The sequence below is a fragment of the Streptomyces sp. NPDC013187 genome (assembly GCF_042899705.1).
Lineage (GTDB): Bacteria > Actinomycetota > Actinomycetes > Streptomycetales > Streptomycetaceae > Streptomyces > Streptomyces hawaiiensis_A.
The window spans coordinates 77,169-93,742 of sequence record NZ_JBIBAF010000016.1 but is presented as its reverse complement, the minus strand read 5'-3'; the positions used below and the strand labels follow the sequence as shown (position 1 = coordinate 93,742).

14 protein-coding genes are annotated in these 16,574 nt (G+C 72.1%); 4 read left to right on the top strand and 10 right to left on the bottom strand.

The window, feature by feature from the left end; translation table 11 throughout:
* Positions 1-69: 69 nt before the first annotated feature.
* The 4 genes from ACFY5B_RS30630 to ACFY5B_RS30615 form a co-directional block, all read right to left on the bottom strand.
* A complete protein-coding gene (locus ACFY5B_RS30630) occupies positions 70-1,386 on the bottom strand; it encodes an Nramp family divalent metal transporter (protein WP_389975552.1) in 1,317 nt (438 codons plus the stop codon).
* A 102-nt stretch (positions 1,387-1,488) separates the two neighbouring features.
* Positions 1,489-1,974, bottom strand: coding sequence for an ATP-binding protein (locus tag ACFY5B_RS30625; RefSeq protein WP_389975549.1), 486 nt, complete (start codon positions 1,972-1,974; stop codon positions 1,489-1,491).
* 81 nt (positions 1,975-2,055) lie between these two features.
* Positions 2,056-2,955: an anti-sigma factor RsbA family regulatory protein gene (locus ACFY5B_RS30620; RefSeq protein ID WP_389975546.1), complete on the bottom strand. Its 900-nt coding sequence runs from the start codon at positions 2,953-2,955 to the stop codon at positions 2,056-2,058.
* Positions 2,952-5,606 carry an ATP-binding protein gene (locus ACFY5B_RS30615; RefSeq protein WP_389975543.1) on the bottom strand — a complete coding sequence of 885 codons (2,655 nt, stop codon included), beginning with the start codon at positions 5,604-5,606 and terminating at the stop codon, positions 2,952-2,954. Before ACFY5B_RS30615 ends, ACFY5B_RS30620 begins: the two co-directional genes overlap by 4 nt.
* A 275-nt stretch (positions 5,607-5,881) precedes the next feature.
* On the opposite strand from ACFY5B_RS30615, the gene ACFY5B_RS30610 reads away from it, so the two are divergent.
* The gene (locus ACFY5B_RS30610) at positions 5,882-7,234 is read left to right on the top strand and encodes a M14 family metallopeptidase (protein WP_389975540.1); all 1,353 of its coding nucleotides are present in this window, start codon (positions 5,882-5,884) and stop codon (positions 7,232-7,234) included.
* Between the two features lie 46 nt (positions 7,235-7,280).
* Here the strand turns inward: ACFY5B_RS30610 and ACFY5B_RS30605 are convergent, their stop codons facing one another.
* The 4 genes from ACFY5B_RS30605 to ACFY5B_RS30590 all read right to left on the bottom strand — a co-directional run bounded on the left by ACFY5B_RS30605 (position 7,281) and on the right by ACFY5B_RS30590 (position 10,273).
* Entirely contained in the window at positions 7,281-7,814 is a 534-nt protein-coding gene (locus ACFY5B_RS30605) for a hypothetical protein (RefSeq protein WP_389975537.1), read from the bottom strand.
* 154 nt (positions 7,815-7,968) lie between these two features.
* Positions 7,969-8,388 (bottom strand): RidA family protein, encoded by a 420-nt coding sequence (locus tag ACFY5B_RS30600; protein ID WP_389975534.1) that lies wholly within the window; start codon positions 8,386-8,388, stop codon positions 7,969-7,971.
* On the bottom strand, positions 8,385-9,146 hold the full coding sequence (locus ACFY5B_RS30595; protein WP_389975531.1) for an IclR family transcriptional regulator: 762 nt from the start codon (positions 9,144-9,146) through the stop codon (positions 8,385-8,387). Before ACFY5B_RS30595 ends, ACFY5B_RS30600 begins: the two co-directional genes overlap by 4 nt.
* Complete coding sequence (locus ACFY5B_RS30590; protein ID WP_389975528.1) at positions 9,143-10,273, bottom strand: sugar kinase; 1,131 nt, start codon at positions 10,271-10,273, stop codon at positions 9,143-9,145. Before ACFY5B_RS30590 ends, ACFY5B_RS30595 begins: the two co-directional genes overlap by 4 nt.
* A 90-nt stretch (positions 10,274-10,363) precedes the next feature.
* Here ACFY5B_RS30590 and ACFY5B_RS30585 point away from each other — a divergent pair, with 90 nt between their 5' ends.
* Both ACFY5B_RS30585 and ACFY5B_RS30580 read left to right on the top strand, forming a co-directional pair.
* The gene (locus ACFY5B_RS30585) at positions 10,364-11,644 is read left to right on the top strand and encodes an amino acid deaminase (RefSeq protein ID WP_389975525.1); all 1,281 of its coding nucleotides are present in this window, start codon (positions 10,364-10,366) and stop codon (positions 11,642-11,644) included.
* A 13-nt stretch (positions 11,645-11,657) separates the two neighbouring features.
* Positions 11,658-13,271, top strand: a complete 1,614-nt coding sequence (locus ACFY5B_RS30580) for an amidohydrolase family protein (protein ID WP_389975522.1) — start codon at positions 11,658-11,660, stop codon at positions 13,269-13,271.
* Between the two features lie 21 nt (positions 13,272-13,292).
* Here ACFY5B_RS30580 and ACFY5B_RS30575 read toward each other — a convergent pair whose 3' ends face one another.
* Both ACFY5B_RS30575 and ACFY5B_RS30570 read right to left on the bottom strand, forming a co-directional pair.
* Positions 13,293-14,219 carry a serine protease gene (locus ACFY5B_RS30575; protein WP_389975519.1) on the bottom strand — a complete coding sequence of 309 codons (927 nt, stop codon included), beginning with the start codon at positions 14,217-14,219 and terminating at the stop codon, positions 13,293-13,295.
* Between the two features lie 162 nt (positions 14,220-14,381).
* Positions 14,382-15,131, bottom strand: coding sequence for a hypothetical protein (locus ACFY5B_RS30570; RefSeq protein WP_389975516.1), 750 nt, complete (start codon positions 15,129-15,131; stop codon positions 14,382-14,384).
* A gap of 126 nt (positions 15,132-15,257) precedes the next feature.
* Here ACFY5B_RS30570 and ACFY5B_RS30565 point away from each other — a divergent pair, with 126 nt between their 5' ends.
* On the top strand, positions 15,258-16,469 hold the full coding sequence (locus tag ACFY5B_RS30565) for a pyridoxal phosphate-dependent aminotransferase (RefSeq protein WP_344458447.1): 1,212 nt from the start codon (positions 15,258-15,260) through the stop codon (positions 16,467-16,469).
* Positions 16,470-16,574 lie beyond the last annotated feature (105 nt).

Below are 16,574 nucleotides of genomic sequence, written 5' to 3'. Positions count from 1 at the left end.
GGTCCTCGGTCCTCGTGCTCGCCGGCAACGTCTCGGTGCTTCGGTGAGCCATTCTCCCTGCCCGCCGCCCTAGAAGAACTCCCCCCACGGCTGGTCCCAGATCTGCTTCACGCACAGGATCAGGAACAGCAGGCCGGCGACGGCGAGCATGACGTTGCTGAGCGGACCGTTGCGCCACTGCCGGGGCGTGCGGGAGGAGTTGAGGAGCCAGATCAGGGTGCCGGCGAGGAAGGGCAGGAAGGCCGCGCCGAGGACGCCGTAGATGATGATCAGGCGGAAGGGCTGGCCCTCGAAGAGCAGGATCATCGGCGGGAAGGTGAGCCAGAGCAGGTAGGCGCGGAACGGCCAGGAGCGCTCGCGTGTCCCCGAGGCGACCTCCTCGCCCTTGGTCTGGCCCCTGCCCGACAGCCGGGCCACGAAGTCGGCGAACATCAGGCTCACGCCGTGCCATACGCCGATCAGGGAGGTGAAGGACGTGGCGAAGAAGCCGATCAGGAAGAACTTCGCGGTGGCCGGCCCGTATTCCTTCTCCAGGATGTCGCCCAGCTGGATCAGGCCCTTGTCGCCACTGGCGATGGCGACGTTCGCCGAGTGCAGCAGCTCCGCGCCGACGAACAGCATGGCGATGACGAAGATGCCGGTGGTGGCGTAGGCGACGCGGTTGTCCAGCCGCATGACCTTCATCCAGCCGGTGTCGGTCCAGCCCTTGGCGTTGACCCAGTAGCCGTACGCCGCGAGCGTGATCGTGCCGCCCACACCGCCGATCAGGCCCAGCGTGTTGAGGATCGAGTCCTTCTCGTCCGGCAGGACCGGCAGGAGTCCGGCGAAGGCGTCGGGGATGTTCGGCGTGACCCGGATCGCCAAGTACACCGTCACCACGAACATGACGCCCACCAGGACCGTCATGACCTTCTCGAACACCGCGTACTTGTTGAACCAGACGAAGACCAGGCCGACCAGACCACAGGCGATGCCCCACCACTTGAGGTCCATCACGTCCGGGAACAGCGCCTGCAGCGGCAGCGCGCTCGACGACATCGCCGCGGCGCCGTAGACGAAGCCCCAGACCACGACGTAGACCGCGAAGAACCAGGTGGTCCAGCGGCCGAGGCTCGCCCAGCCGTCGAACAGGGTGCGGCCCGTGGACAGATGCCAGCGGCCCGCGGCCTCGGCCAGGGAGATCTTCACCAGACAGCCGATGATCGCGGCCCACAGCAGGGTGTAGCCGAAATTGCTGCCCGCGATCAGCGTGGCGACCAGGTCACCGGCGCCGACACCGGTCGCCGCGACGACGATGCCCGGGCCGATGTACTTCCAGCTCGCTTTCCGGGGCTGTGGGGGATGGGTGGCCTCGTTCTCGGTGGTGTTTCCCGTGGTGTCCGCCATGAGGGTCAAGAAATCCCAAAGGAGCCCGCGGGACAAGAGGGCCTGACCGGATCTTCACGCGATGCCCGTAGGACACCCGGCCCGGTCAGGCCCGGCGGAGCGCTACGGCCGTCGCCGACCACAGCCGTCCGCCCCGCACGTACCGAGCTCGAACCACACGGTCTTGCCCGGCCCGTCCCGGTGGCAGCCCCAGCGCTGGGCGAGCGCTTCCACCAGGAACATTCCACGTCCGCTCTCCCCCGTGCCCGCGTCCAGCACCCGCGGCACACGGCGTGCGGTGTCGGCGACCTCGCAACGCAGGAGGCCGTGCGCGGCGAAGAGGGTGAGCCGGAAGGGGCTGCGGGCGTGCACCACGGCGTTGGTGGCCAGTTCACCGACGAGCAGTTCGGCCACCTCCGCGACGTCACCGCGCTCGGCGAGCCCCCAGCCCTCCAACTGCCTGCGGACCTCCGCGCGTGCCTCACGGACGGAGGAGGGCCGGGGTGCGTACTCGACCCTCAGATGCCCCGCCCCCAACGGTGGTTGCGGGAACGGGCCGTAGCGGGCGTCGGGGTCGGGGAGGGGGTGCCGCCCGGAGAGTTGCAGCATGGGTCCAGGGTGATCCCTCCGGGCGCTCCGGCACACGGGGAGGACTACCCGATCCTCTACCTGCTTGTGCAGGTGGGGAGGTCACGCGTACTGGAGACGGACCGTCGCTCCGTCGGCGTCGTCGCGGATGTCGACGTAGGCGCAGACCTGACGCGCGTACCACAGCCCCGGTCCCGGTTCCGGGTCTGCGGCCGGCGGGACGAAGCCGGCGAGCGCGTCGTCGAGACGGTGGGCCGAGCGCAGTTCGCAGACGCAGCCGGGAGCATCGCCCCACAGCAGGAGGTCACCGCCGAGGGGCGCGAGGGCCGCCGCGCTCTCGGCCACGGCGGCGGCGAACAGCTCGGCGTCCGCGGCGGGCAGCCCCCGCCCCACGGCCCAGCTCTGCACGGCCGCGCCGTGCGGCTCCGGGAGGCGCAGCGCACCGGCCGGCGGCAACGGCAGTGGTACGGCGTCGAGTTCGGCCGCGAGCCGCAGCGGGTCCTCGTACACCTCGGTGTCGGGGTGGGTGCGGCGGGCCGCGGCGACGACGGCGGGCCCGGCGGTGCGGGTGTCGTAGGCGCACAGGGCGGTGGTGGACATGGGGGCGAAGAGGAGGTTGGCGAGGGCCTCGTAGCGGATCCACTCGGTGGTCTCGCGGGCCGAACGGCCGGCGCGGCCGCTCCAGACGGGCTCCATGACGAGGTGGAGCCGGCCGCCGGGGCCGGCGTGCGCCGTGAGGTAGGCGGCGGCCCGGGCGACGGCGTTGGCGGCGGAGCCGGTGTACCAGTCGGTGTGCGGGATGCAGGTGACGTCCTTCGCTCCGGAGCCGAGGGCGTCGCGCAGGGCGTCCAGGTGGTGCGGGGCGGCGATGGCCACCGGGGGCGGTTCGCCGGAGGCGTCGAGGCCCTCGCCGAGGAAGGGCAGGGCGGCGGCCAGGAAGCCGTCGTCGGAGTCGAAGACGGCCATGCGGTGGTCGAACGGGCTGAGCTCTCGGGTGGTCACGTGATCCCCTCGGGTGGGTGGGTGCGGGTGGGGGCGGGGCAGCGCTGGGCCGTCACCCAGGCGGCGATCTGGCTGCGGTTGCTGAAGCCGAGCTTGCCGAGGATGCGTTCCACATGGCCCTCGGCGGTGCGGCGGGCGATCACCAGGCGGTCGGCGATCTGCTGGTTGGCGAGCCCTTCGGCGACGAGCTGGGCGACCTCGGTCTCACGGCGGGTCAGACGGACCGTGCCGTCGTCGTGCGGTTGCGCGGTGGCGGTGGCGGGTTCCGTGGGGTGCGGGCGGCCCGGCTCCTGGAGCTCGTGGCCGGCCAGCTCGGCGAGACCCAGGGTTCCTCCCCGGCGATGGGCCCGCTCGAACGCCTCGCGTCCGAGGGCCCGGCCCGCCCGCTCCTCGCTGTCCCGGCGTGACGAGTTGAGGGTGTGGGAGCCCCAGCGGCCGGTGTCGATGTCGGCCCAGACGCGGTCGGCGCCGCCCAGCAGCACGGCGGCGTGTTCGTGGTCGCCGCGTGCGGTCGCGATCGAGGCGAGCAGATCGAGGGTGAGGGCGATGCCGATGACGTCGTGGACGGCGAGTTTGAGCCGCAGGGCCTCTCTGGCGTGCCGTTCGGCCCGGGGCCAGTCGCCGCGCACGGTGTGGGCGAGGGCGAGGATGCGCAGCACGTAGGACCGGACCCACTGTTCGCCGTGCCGCTCGCACAGCCGGAGGGCCCGCTCGCAGACCTCGACGGCCCGCTCGGCCTCGCCCAGGTAGCCCAGCGCGCAGGCGAGTTCGACCTGGTCGAGGCCGACGAGGCTGAGGTGCTGGCCGGGCACGGGGCCGCGGGCGACGGTGGTCTCGAAGTGCCGCAGCGCTCCGGGCAGGTCGTCTCCGAACAGCCGGATGACGCCGATGACGTACTCGGCGTGCGCGGCCTCGGCGTCGTCACCGAGGGCGCGGGCGAGGGCGAGGGCGTCGCCGGCGTGGCGGCGGCCCCGGGGGAAGTCCCGGGTGGCGGCGGCCAGCAGCCCCGCGACCCACAGGCCGCGGGCCCGTTCCCGGGTCGGTCCGGGGGCGGCGCTCAGGGCCCGGTCGAGCCAGTAGACGCCCTCGCGGGAGGCGCCGCAGGCGTGCCAGTGGAACCAGAGCGTGCCGGCGAGACGCAGCCCGGCGAGGGCCTCGCCGGGGGCGGAGAGGCTGTAGTCCAGGGCGGCGCGGAGGTTGTCCCGGTCGGCGCGCAGCCGGGCGACCGTCTCCGGCTGCCCGGGCCCGAACCAGCCGCGCTCGCACTCCTCGGCCCGCCGCGCCATCCAGTCCCGCTGCCGCCGCCGGGCGGCCTCCTCCTGCCCGGCGCACCGCCGCAACTGCTCCAGCCCGTACTGCCGCAGGGTGTCGAGCAGTCGGTAACGCATACCGCCGGGCCCGGGCTCCCGGCAGAGCACGGACTTGTCCACGAGCCCGGCGACGGCCTCCAGGACGTCTTCCGTGCGCAGGCGAAGGGGCGGGGCCGGGGTGCCGGTGGGCGCTGCCGCGGACCCGGCGTGGGCAGCGGATTCGTCCGTGAGCCGGTCGGGCAGGGCAGCGCGCCGGAGCGCGACGAGCCGCCCCCCGCCCTCCGGAGCCGGGACGACGCCCCCGAGGGGGCGGGTGCTCTCCGGGGCGAGGCCACCGTCCGGACACGCGGCCCCACCCGCGGCTCGGGCGCCGACCGGACACGGGGCACCTTCCGCGGGCGGGGCCCCGACCGGAGGCCGGCTGTTCTCCGGGGCGGTGCCGTCCGCGCAGACCGCCTCCGCCGTCTCCAGGTCGAAGCTGCCCGGCAGGACCGACAGCCGGGCCCACACCGTCTGCTCGGGGACGGTGCACAGGTCGTGGCTCCAGGCGACCGCCGCGCGCAGGGTCTGGTGGCGGGGCTGGGCCGCGGGGCTGCCGGTGGTGAGGAAGCGGTAGCGGTCGTCGAGGCGGTCCAGGAGCTGGTCGACGTCGAGGACCCGCATGCGGACGGCGGCGAGTTCGATGGCCAGGGGCAGGCCGTCGAGGCGGTGGCACAGCCGGGCGACGGAGGCGCGGTTGGCCGGGGTGAGGCGGAAGCCGGGGACGACGGCGGCGGCTCGGTCGCTGAAGAGCCGGAGGGCGGGGTAGCCCTCGGCGGCGGACAGGTCTCCGTCCGGGTCGGGCACGGGCAGCGGCCGCACTTCCAGCAGGTGCTCCTCGGTGAGACCGAGCCGGTGCCGGCTGGTCGCGAGGATCCGGACGCCCTCGGAGCCGTGCAGCAGGGCCGCTGCGAGCCGGGCGCACGCATGCGCCAGGTGCTCGCAGTTGTCGACGACGAGGAGCAGCCGCCGGTCCCGCACCTGTTCGACGAGGGCGTCCAGGGGCGGCTGGGCGGAGCGGTCGTGGAGCCCGAGCGCGTCGGCGACGGCGAGTGGGACGAGGGCCGGGTCGTGCAGTCCGGACAGGTGCACGTAGCGCACGCCGTCCGGGAAGGCGCGCCGCACCCTGGCCGCGATGCGTGCGGCGAGCCGGGTCTTGCCGACGCCACCCGGTCCGGTCAGCGTCACCAGCCGTGCCCGGGCCAGCAGTTCGCGGCCCTGGGTCAGTTCGCCACGCCGGTCGACGAAGCTGGTCGTCTCGGCCGGCAGGTGGTGGTCCCGTCGTGGCGCTGATCCGCCCATGATCAGCCAGTCCTCTGAAAGGGTGTGAGTCCGGGGGTCCGGACACTCCGGCTCCGTGTGCGCGGACCCTCACCCTGTCGAAGTCGGATACATATATGCACGCCGGGGCCACACCTGCGGGTGCACTTCGGCTGTGACACCTCGACCGCGACACCACGCGCGTACACTGCGCGGCCGCTTTCAGTCTTGACCTGCTCATGCCATTGGCAGAACGATATGCGCCACCCGCACACGTACGTCGCACGGAACAACCCCACCTCCCACAAGGAGATTTCATGCGACTTCGCACAAGAGGCTCAGGTGCCGGCACCGGCAGACGCACCGCCGCCCTCGCCGGCCTCCTCGCCCTCGTCCTCGCGGCGCCCCTGTCCGCGACGACCGGTGACGCCACCGCCGACAGCGCCCGCAAGCCGGCCGCCTCGGCGGACGACGTCCGGCAGTACGAGATCCATCTGCACTCGACGGCCCGGGACCGCACGGCACTTCAGCGCACGGGCGTGACCGTGGACGAGGTCCACGGCCACGGCGTCGTGGTCTCCGGCCGCGCCGACCAGATCAGGAAGCTGCGCACCCTGGGTTACGAGGTCACCCCGCTCGGCGCCGTGCCCGACCGGTCCGCCGGCGAGGACGACGTCCGGCTCCTCGACTTCCCGTCGGCCGACTCGAAGTACCACAACTACGCGGAGATGACGAACGAGATCAACTCGATCGTCTCGGCCCATCCGTCCATCGCGAGCCAGCGCGTGATCGGCAAGTCCTACCAGGGCCGGAACATCGTCGCCATCAAGATCAGCGACAACGTGAGCGCCGACGAGTCCGAGCCGGAGGTGCTGTTCACGCACCACCAGCACGCCCGCGAGCACCTGACCGTCGAGATGGCGCTCTACCTGCTGCGCGAGCTGACCTCCGACTACGGCTCCGACTCACGCGTCACCGGCATGGTGAACAACCGCGAGATCTGGATCGTCCCGGACATCAACCCGGACGGCGGCGAGTACGACATCGCCACCGGGTCGTACCGCTCCTGGCGCAAGAACCGGCAGCCCAACTCCGGTTCCTCGTACGTCGGTACGGACCTGAACCGCAACTGGAACTACCGCTGGGGCTGCTGCGGCGGCTCCTCGGGGTCGACGTCCTCGGACACCTACCGGGGAGCCTCGGCGGAGTCCGCGCCCGAGGTGAAGGTCGTCTCCGACTTCGTGCGCAGCCGGGTCGTGGGCGGCAAGCAGCAGATCAAGGCGGGCGTGGACTTCCACACCTACAGCGAGCTGGTGCTGTGGCCGTTCGGCTACACGTACTCCGACACCACGACCGGGATGACCGCCGACGACCACGCGGCGTTCAAGACGGTCGGCCAGAAGATGGCCGCGAGCAACGGCTACACGGCGGAGCAGTCCAGCGACCTGTACATCACCGACGGGTCGATCGACGACTACCTCTGGGGTGCGCACAAGATCTTCGCGTACACCTTCGAGATGTACCCCCGGTCCGGTGGGGGTGGGTTCTACCCGCCCGACGAGGTGATCGAGCGGGAGACCTCCCGTAACCGCGATGCGGTGCTGCAGTTGCTGGAGAACGCGGACTGTATGTATCGGTCGATCGGCAAGGAGACTCAGTACTGCGGTTAGGTGCGCCCGCGCGGCGGCGCCGCGCATCAGCAGAGCCTCGCGCCCCTCACTCCGCGTCTTCCTCGAAGTAGGCGTCCAGAACCGCGTCCAGCTGCTCGTCCCACTCCTTGAAGTGGCTCCTGGCCGGCGCCTCGATCTCGATCGGGTACCAGCGCCGGTCAGGGGTGTGGACGGTGACGGTGTACCGCTTGCCGAAGCGGGCCGTCTCCGTCTCCACCGCGCCGATCTCGTCCCAGCGGAACTCGCACTCCTGGTCGTCCAGGGACATGCGTACGCCTCTGTGGTCGGCGACCAGCCGGGCGCGGCGGTCGGACGCCTCGAAGACGGGGCCGTCGGCTTCGGTGTCCTCCTCCTGTGCGGAGGGGGCCGCCTCCGCCGTGTCCTTGGCCGTGTCCTTGGCCGTGTCCTCCGGCTCGGAGACGGCCTCCTCGGCCTCCTCGGCCGCTGCGACCTCAGGCTCCTTCTCCGGCCCGTCCTCCTTCGTCCGTTCGGACGCGGGTGACGTGAGCCCGGGGATGAAAGCCGGGTCGAATCCGGCGCCTTCCAGGGGCTGGCTGCTCGAACCTATGCGCTGCTCCACAGCGGAGCAGTATGGTCGACAAACCTGTGCGGCACACAGTCGACCCCGACTTCGTTATCAGACGCCTACACGAACAGACTCGATACCGCCGCCTCCGCGAACCCCGCCACCGACAGCACACTCTCCAGCACCGTCCCGGTCTTGAGGTCGCCGGCTAAGAAGCGTCGCCGAGGACGGCCAGCGCGTCGATCTCGATGAGGAGACCCGCGGGGAGACCGACGTAGACGGTCGTGCGCGCGGCGGGCGGCTGGGTCAGGCCCTGCTCCTCGAAGTACGCGTTGTAGATCGCGTTCATCTCGGCGAAGTGGTCGACGTCGGTGAGGTAGACGCGGATCATCATCACGTCGTCCCAGGAGGCGCCGCCCTCCTCCAGGACGGCCTTGACGTTGGCGAGGGTCTGGAGGGTCTGTTCGCGCAGGGTCGGCCCGGCGGGTGTGGGCGCCCTGCCCTCCTCGGCGGGCAGAAAGCCGACCTGGCCGGCGACCTGGAGGATGTTGCCCTTCTTCACACCGTGCGAGAACTTCGCCGGCGGGGTGGTGTGGGTCTTCGGGGTGAGCGCGATCTTGTCCGTCATACGGTGCCCTTCACTGGTGTCCTGCCGGAGTACTCGCCGCTGATGGCGTCCGCCGTACGGCGCACCAGCGGCAGGAGGGTGAGGAGTTCGTCGGCGGTGACGACGACGTTCGGCGCGGAGACCGACATCGCGGCGACGACCCGGCCGTCGGCGCCCCGGACGGGCGCCGCGACGCAGTTGATGGACTCCTCGTGGCCGCCGAGGTCGGTGGCCCAGCCCTGTTCGCGCACCTTCTCCAGCTCGCGCAGGAACGCGGCCGCGTCGGGGGTCGAACGGGACGTGTAGGCGGGGTAGTCGAGCTTTTCCGCGATCGCCCGCCGCTCGTGCTCCGGCAGGTCGGCGAGGAGCAGCTTCGCGACCGCGGCGACGGTGATGGCGACGGGCTTGCCGATGCGGGAGTACATCCGCACGGGGTAGCGGCTGTCGACCTTGTCGATGTAGAGGACCTCGTGCTCCTCGTACACCGCGAGGTGCACGGTGTGCCCGCAGCTCTCGTTGAGGCGGACCAGGTGGGGGTGGGCGATCTCGCGGACGTCGAGGTTCTCCATCGCCTCCTGGGCGAGGGCGAAGAGCCGGGCGCCGAGGCGGTAGCGCTGGTCGGACTGGCGGTAGACGAGTCCGTGCTCGTGGAGGGTGCGCAGCAGGCGCAGGGCCGTGGACTTGTGCACGCCGAGGCGGTCGGCGACCTGCCCCAGGTCGGCGGGGCCCTCCGCGAGCAGCGGCAGGATGCTGAGCGCGCGGTCGACGGTCTGGCTCATGGCGTTCGTACCTCCTCGGCGGCCCGCTGTGTCCCCTCGGTCCAGCCCGGGCCGAGTCGCAGTCTCCCCCATGCCGCGTCGTCCAGGGCGGCAAGCCGGTCGGCGTGCTCCCGCGCGGGCGGTGTCGCGAGGTCTCCGGGCACGGTGAGGGCGGCTGCGGCCATGAGGTGTCCGTGCCGCAGCCGGTCCCGCACGGGCAGTCCCCGCAGGGTGGCGGAGAGGAACCCGGCGGCGAAGGCGTCCCCGGCGCCGACGGCGGCGACCACGTCCACGCGGGGGGCGCGGGCGCGGGTGGCCGTGCCGTCCGCGTCCTCCGCGTCACCGGGGTCCTTGCCGAGGGCGACGGCGCCACCCGGGCCCATCTTGACGACGACGAGCTCAGGCTCGGGCAGCGCGTCCCGCACGGCGGACGCGCCATGCAGTCCCCACGCGTCGAGGGCCTCGTCGGACCCGACGAAGACGAGGTCCGCGCGGCGGGCGAGGTCCAGCAGGACCCGGGGCCCGTCGGGGTCGGTCCACAGGCCCGGCCGGTGGTTGATGTCGAAGGAGACGAGCGGCCGCTGCGGGCCCGGCCCGGTCAGTTCCCACAGCAGGTCGAGGCAGCTGCCGGAGAGCGCCGCCGTGATCCCTGACAGGTGCAGCACCCGGGCGGCCCGGGCGGCCGCCAGGTCCACGGTGTCGGTGGACATCGCCGAGGCGGCCGATCCGGCCCGGTAGTAGGCCACCTCGTGGGCGTCGGTGGCCCGGTCCCCCGCCGTACGGAAGTAGATACCGGTCGAACGCGCCCGATCGCGCCGTACGGACGCGACGTCCACGCCGTAGGACCCGATCTCCTCGACGAGGTGGTCGCCGAAGCCGTCGGCACCGACCGCGCTGACCCACCGCACGGAGTGCCCAGCCGCCGCCAGCACACAGGCCACGTTCGACTCCGCCCCGCCGATGCCCCGCTCGAAGGACGGCACGTCGGCGAGGCGTCCCGGCCGGGACGGCAGGAAGGTGACCATGGACTCGCCGAGCGCGACGACGTCGACGACGTCCGGGGCGCCGGGGACGTCGCATGGTCCGGTGGGGGTCACGATGCTCGTAGCTCCTCGTCGGGGCGCCGGGGCGGCCGGTGCCGGTTTCATTGACCGGGGGTGGTCGAGATGTTAGACAGCGCTCAGCACCCTACGCAATGATAGTTGCACAGACTGCAATAGTGCAGATCAGGAGGCTTTATGACGGCCGACACCGCCCAGTCCCTCGCCCGGCTCGCCGCCGAACGCGTCGACCACCGCTTCAAGGGCCTCCCGCCGGACGCCGACGGGCTGACCGTCGCCGAGCTGGCCGGCCAGCGCCGCAACCTCTTCACCGATGGCTTCGCCACGCCCGTGCTCGCGCTGTCCGCCGAGCGCCTGGAGCACAACCTGCGGCTCATGGAGACGTACGCGGCCCGGCACGGCCTGGCCTTCGCGCCGCACGGCAAGACCTCCATGGCGCCGCAGCTGTTCCAGCGGCAGATCGAGCACGGGGCGTGGGGCATCACCCTGGCCGTGCCGCACCAGGTACGGGTCGCGCGGGCGTTCGGGACCCGGCGCGTGTTCCTGGCGAACGAACTGGTCGACGCGGCGGCCCTGCGCTGGATCGCGGCCGGGCTCGACGCCGACCCGGACTTCGAGCTGGTCTGCTACGTCGACTCGGTGCGCGGCGTCGAGCTGATGGACGCCGCGCTGCGGGACGCCGACGCCACGCGCCCCGTGGACGTCGTCGTCGAGCTCGCCGCGGGCGAGGGCGCCCGGACCGGTGTGCGCACGGAGGCGGAGTGCGCGGCGGTCGCGGACGCGGTGGCGGGTACGCGGACGCTGCGGCTGGTCGGCGTCGCGGGCTACGAGGGCGAGGTGCCGAAGGCCGACACCGAGCGGGTGACGGCATGGCTGCGGCGGCTGGTCGCGCTCGCCGCCGAGTTCGACAAGGCCGGGCGGTTCGCCGGGCTCGACGAGATCGTGGTCAGCGCGGGCGGCAGCGCCTGGTTCGACGCGGTCGCCGAGGTCTTCGCGGAGATCCCCGAACTGTCCCTCCCCGTGCTGAAGTTGCTGCGCTCGGGCGCCTACGTCTCGCACGACGACGGCCACTACCGCAAGCTGACCCCGTTCAACCGGGTCCCCGAGGAGGGCGCCCTGGAGCCGGCGTTCCGGCTGTGGACGCAGGTGGTCTCGCGTCCCTCCGCCGAGCAGGCCTTCGTCAACGCGGGCAAGCGGGACGCGGCCTACGACCTCGGTCTGCCCTTCGCGCAGGTGATCCGCCGGGACGGTGCCGAGCGCCCGGCCACCGGCGTGTCCGTGACCGGCCTGTCCGACCAGCACGCCTGGCTCGCCACCACGCCGGAGGCGGATCTGGAGGTCGGCGACTGGGTCGGGCTCGGGCTGTCCCACCCGTGCACCTCGTTCGACAAGTGGCAGCTGATCCCGGTCGCCGAGGCGGACGGCACGGTCGTCGACTACGTCCGCACGTTCTTCTAGGAGGCCGGGCGCGATGGAAGAGCTGGTCATCCGGGACGCCGACGTCGTCGACGGCTCCGGCTCGGACTCCTACCGGGCCGATGTCGTGGTCGACGGCGGCCGGATCGTGTCGATCGTCAAGGAGGCCGCGGCGGCCGGCTGCCAGCGGCCGAGGGCGCGCCGGGAGCTGGACGCCGAGGGGCTCGTCCTCTCCCCCGGTTTCGTCGACATGCACGCACACAGCGACCTGGCGCTGCTGCGCGATCCCGACCACAGCGCCAAGGCCGCGCAGGGCGTCACCCTGGAGGTCATCGGCCAGGACGGGCTGTCGTACGCGCCGGTCGACGACCGCACGCTGGGTGAGGTGCGGCGGGCGATCGCCGGGTGGAACGGCCCGGGGGACGACCTCGACTTCGACTGGCGCACGGTCGGCGAGTACCTGGACCGGCTGGACCGCGGGATCGCCGTGAACGCGGCCTACCTGATCCCCCAGGGCACGGTCCGGGCCCTCGCCGTCGGCTGGGAGGACCGCGAGGCGACCCCGGACGAGCTGGACCGGATGCGCCGGCTGGTCGCGGAGGGCATGGAACAGGGCGCCGTCGGCATGTCGTCGGGGCTGACGTACGCCCCGGGCATGTACGCGCCCGACGCCGAACTGACCGAGCTATGCCGGGTGGTGGCCTCCTACGGCGGCTACTACTGTCCGCACCACCGCTCCTACGGCGCCGGGGCTCTCCAGGCCTACGGGGAGATGGTGGCGCTGACCCGGGAGGCGGGCTGCTCCCTCCATCTCGCCCACGCCACCATGAACTTCGGCGTGAACAAAGGCCGCGCTCCCGAGCTGCTGGCCCTGCTGGACGAGGCGCTCGCGACCGGGTCCGACATCAGCCTCGACACGTACCCGTACACCCCGGGCTGTACGACGCTGGCGGCCGTGCTGCCGAGCTGGGCGAGCGAGGGCGGTCCCGAGCAGGCCCTGAAGCGGCTGGCGGACGAGGAGACGGCGGAACGCATCCGCCACCATCTGGAGGTCACCGGCTCGGACGGCTGCCACGGCGTGCCCGTCGCGTGGGACACCATCGAGATCTCGGGCGTGAACGACCCGGCCCTGGCCGAATTCGTCGGCCGGACGGTCCGGGACTCGGCCGACCTGCGGGGCGAGACGCCCTGGGAGACCGCGCGCGGACTGCTGCTGGCCGACCGGCTGGCCCCGACGATCCTCCAGCACGTCGGCCACGAGGAGAACGTCCGGGCGATCATGCGCCACCGGGTGCACACCGGCGGCTCGGACGGCATCCTCCAGGGCGCGAAACCGCACCCGCGCGCCTACGGCACGTTCCCGCACTATCTCGGGCACTACGTCAGGGAGTCGGGGGTGCTGTCGCTGGAGGAGTGCGTCGCGCACCTCACCTCGCGACCGGCCGCGCGGCTCCGGCTGCCCGACCGGGGTCTGGTCCGCGAGGGCTACAAGGCCGACCTGGTGCTGTTCGACCCGGCGACGGTCGCGGCGGGCTCCACGTTCGAGCAGCCGCGCACGCTCCCGGTGGGCATCCCCCACGTCCTGGTCGACGGCCGGTTCGTGATCGAGGACGGCCGGCGCACGGACGTGCTGGCGGGCCGGGCGGTCCGCAGGACTGCTCCCGCGTGACCGCCCGGCCGGCACCCTGCCTTACGGCTTGGGCAGGGTGCAGCCGCTCGCGCTCAGGTCGAGCTTGTTGTCGATCCCGAAGCAGGCCGGGATCCCGTAGGTCTGCTGGGCGTAGTTGATGCCCTTGCGGACGGTCACGTCGCCGTTCGCGTCGACCTCGCACGGGTTGTTCACCGTGCAGCGCTCACCGTCCTCGTTGCCGGTGTTGTTGATGGCGACGACCTTGTTGGTGGCCTGGTCGACGACGGGCGAGCCGGAGGTGCCGCCGATGGTGTTGCAGGCGGAGGTGTAGCGGACCGAGTCCTTCCAGGTCCAGTCGCCCTCCTTCAGGGTGGGGACGAACCCGTCGATGTTGCAGCTGTAGATGCGCTTCCAGTAGCCGGAGGGGATGCCGATGGCGGTCCCGGCGACCGGGTGGCTGTCGTTCAGCGTCAGCGGGTTGATGTTGTACGAGCTCTTGATCCGCGCGTACGTGGTGGTGAGCTGGTACAGCGCGACGTCCGTGTCGGTCATCGTGCCGTAGGCGAGCTTGGCGGCGCGCAGGGTCGCGACGCGCGAGCCGGAGGCGTTGAGCAGGGTGAAGGTGCGGCTGGACGCCTTGTCGACGAGGACCTCGCCGGGGCCGGGGAACCCGGACTCCAGGCAGTGGCCGTTGGTCATCACGAGCGCCGGGTCGTCGGCCTCGGAGTCCGGCATGCGGACGACCGAGCCGGAGCAGTTGCTGAGCGCGACGGTGCCGGCGAAGTTCACGGCCTTGGCCTGAGGGCCGCGGAGGCCCGACAGCGTCTGCTCCACGGACGTGACCACGCCGGAGACGGCGGACGTGGCCGAGCCCGTGTCCGCGGCCTTGCCGAGGCCCGTGGGGGCGGCTTCGGCGGCGGCCGCGGGGGCCGCGCCGGCCCCGGCTATCGCCAGGGCGCAGAACGCGGCGGCGAGAGGTTTTCTCATGGGGGGTCCCCTCTTGCGACGGAGGCGGCCGGAAATCCTCCGGCCGCCTGCACGATTGTCATGTGCATTGTGATCGCGCAAAGGGGGGCGGCACAAGAACCTGTTCCACAACCGGAATCCCGGCGTCCTGAACGACCCTACTCAACCGCCCTCACAGACAGGTCACTTGGGTCCCTTGGTGCCGCCGGGCCCATGTCCGGGTTTCCCGTCGGGCCTGCCGGGGGCCGAGGGTGTGGCGGTGGGGCTGGGGCCGGTGTCCGCGGGGGCAGTGGTCGTGGAGGTGGCCACCGGGGGCCGCGCGTCTCCCGTGGCGGACGTGGACGGGCTCCAACTCGCCGTGGGGGACGGACTCGGGGACGCGGCGCCGGACGCCCCGTCAGAGTTGCCCGGCCGGCCCGCGAGCGGGGCATCAGGGCTCGCCGCCGGGCCGGTGTCCGCGGGTGACGCCGCGGAGGACTCCCCCGCCGCCGGATCGGTACGGCCGCCCTCGCCGCCCCGCGACCCGCCGGAGGACCCGCCCGAGAAGGAGACCCCGGCGATGAACACGGCCGCCGACACGGCACCCACGGCACCGGCGGCCACCGCCACACGGCGCGACCGCCGCGCGGGCGGCTTGCGCCGGGCCCGGCGCCCGGCCCCGGACCGGCCACCCTGCACCGGCACCGCCCCCGGCAGCACCGGCAGCTCACGGGTCTCCCCGAGGCCGTCCGAGCGACCGGGATACGGGGGGCCGCCGGTGTCGCCGGGACGTACGGGTCCGCCTTGGCCATCGTCCTGCCATCCGTGCGCCGCCGCCGGGTCCGCGTAGGCGTCGTACACCGGAGGGGTGCCCCCCTGCGGCAGGTAGACGTTCGGCGGGCCCTGCGGCTCGCCGCCCGTCGCTCCGTCGGCGTAATCGAATGGCTTGGACATGGCGGCGCATTCTAGGGACCGAAGAGGCTGGTGGGACAGCGTGCGGCGATATCGCCCCAAATCCCCGCGTCTCACGTGGCGGAAAACACGGCCCGGGAGGCGTTACCGGGCCGTAAGCTCCCAGACATGCAGGTGATCCAGTCGACCAAGCTCGCCAACGTCTGTTACGAGATCCGGGGCCCGGTGCTCGAGGAGGCGATGAGACTGGAGGCTGCCGGGCATCGGATCCTCAAGCTGAACACCGGCAATCCGGCCGCGTTCGGCTTCGAGTGCCCGCCGGAGATCCTGGAGGACATACTCCGCAACGTGTCCACGGCGCACGGCTACGGCGACGCCAAGGGCCTGCTGGCCGCACGCCGGGCCGTCGTCATGCACAACCAGACCCTCGGCATCGAGACCGACGTCGAGCACGTCTTCATCGGCAACGGCGTCTCCGAGCTGATCGTGATGGCGATGCAGGGCCTGCTGGACGACGGCGACGAGGTCCTCGTGCCCGCGCCCGACTACCCGCTGTGGACCGCCGCCGTCTCCTTGTCCGGCGGCACCGCCGTGCACTACCGCTGCGACGAGCAGGCCGACTGGATGCCGGACCTCGCCGACATCGAGCGCAAGGTCACCGACCGCACCAAGGCACTCGTGATCATCAACCCCAACAACCCGACGGGGGCCGTCTACGACGAGGCGATGATCAAGGGCCTGACCGACATCGCCCGCCGGCACAACCTCCTCGTCTGCTCCGACGAGATCTACGACAAGATCCTGTACGACGGCGCCACGCACACCCCGACCGCCTCCGTCGCCCCGGATCTGCTCACCCTCACCTTCAACGGCATGTCGAAGGCCTACCGGGTGGCCGGCTACCGGGTCGGCTGGATGTCGATCTCCGGGCCGCGCGCCCACGCCGACTCCTACATCGAGGGTCTGACGATCCTGGCGAACATGCGCCTGTGCGCGAACATGCCGGGGCAGCACGGAGTGGTCGCGGCGCTCAGCGGGCGCCAGACGATCAACGACCTGGTGCTGCCCGGCGGACGGCTGCGCGAGCAGCGGGACACGGCGTACGAGCTGCTCACCCAGATCCCCGGGGTGAGCTGCGTGAAGCCGAAGGGGGCGCTGTACCTCTTCCCGCGCCTCGACCCCAAGGTCTTCAAGATCAAGGACGACCGCCGCATGGTCCTGGACCTGCTCCGGCGCGAGAAGATCATGGTCGTCCAGGGCACCGGCTTCAACTGGCCGGAGCCGGACCACTTCCGCGTGGTGACCCTGCCGACGGTCGGGGACCTGACCGACGCGGTGGGGCGGATCGGTCACTTCCTGGACGGCTACAGCCAGCCCTGACCACCCCGAGCCCGGACAGGACTGCCCGCTCACACTATGTGCGCGGGCAGTCCTGTTTTGTGAACGACTCAACTTTAGACGAAATCTAAGCTAGGATGGTTTCCT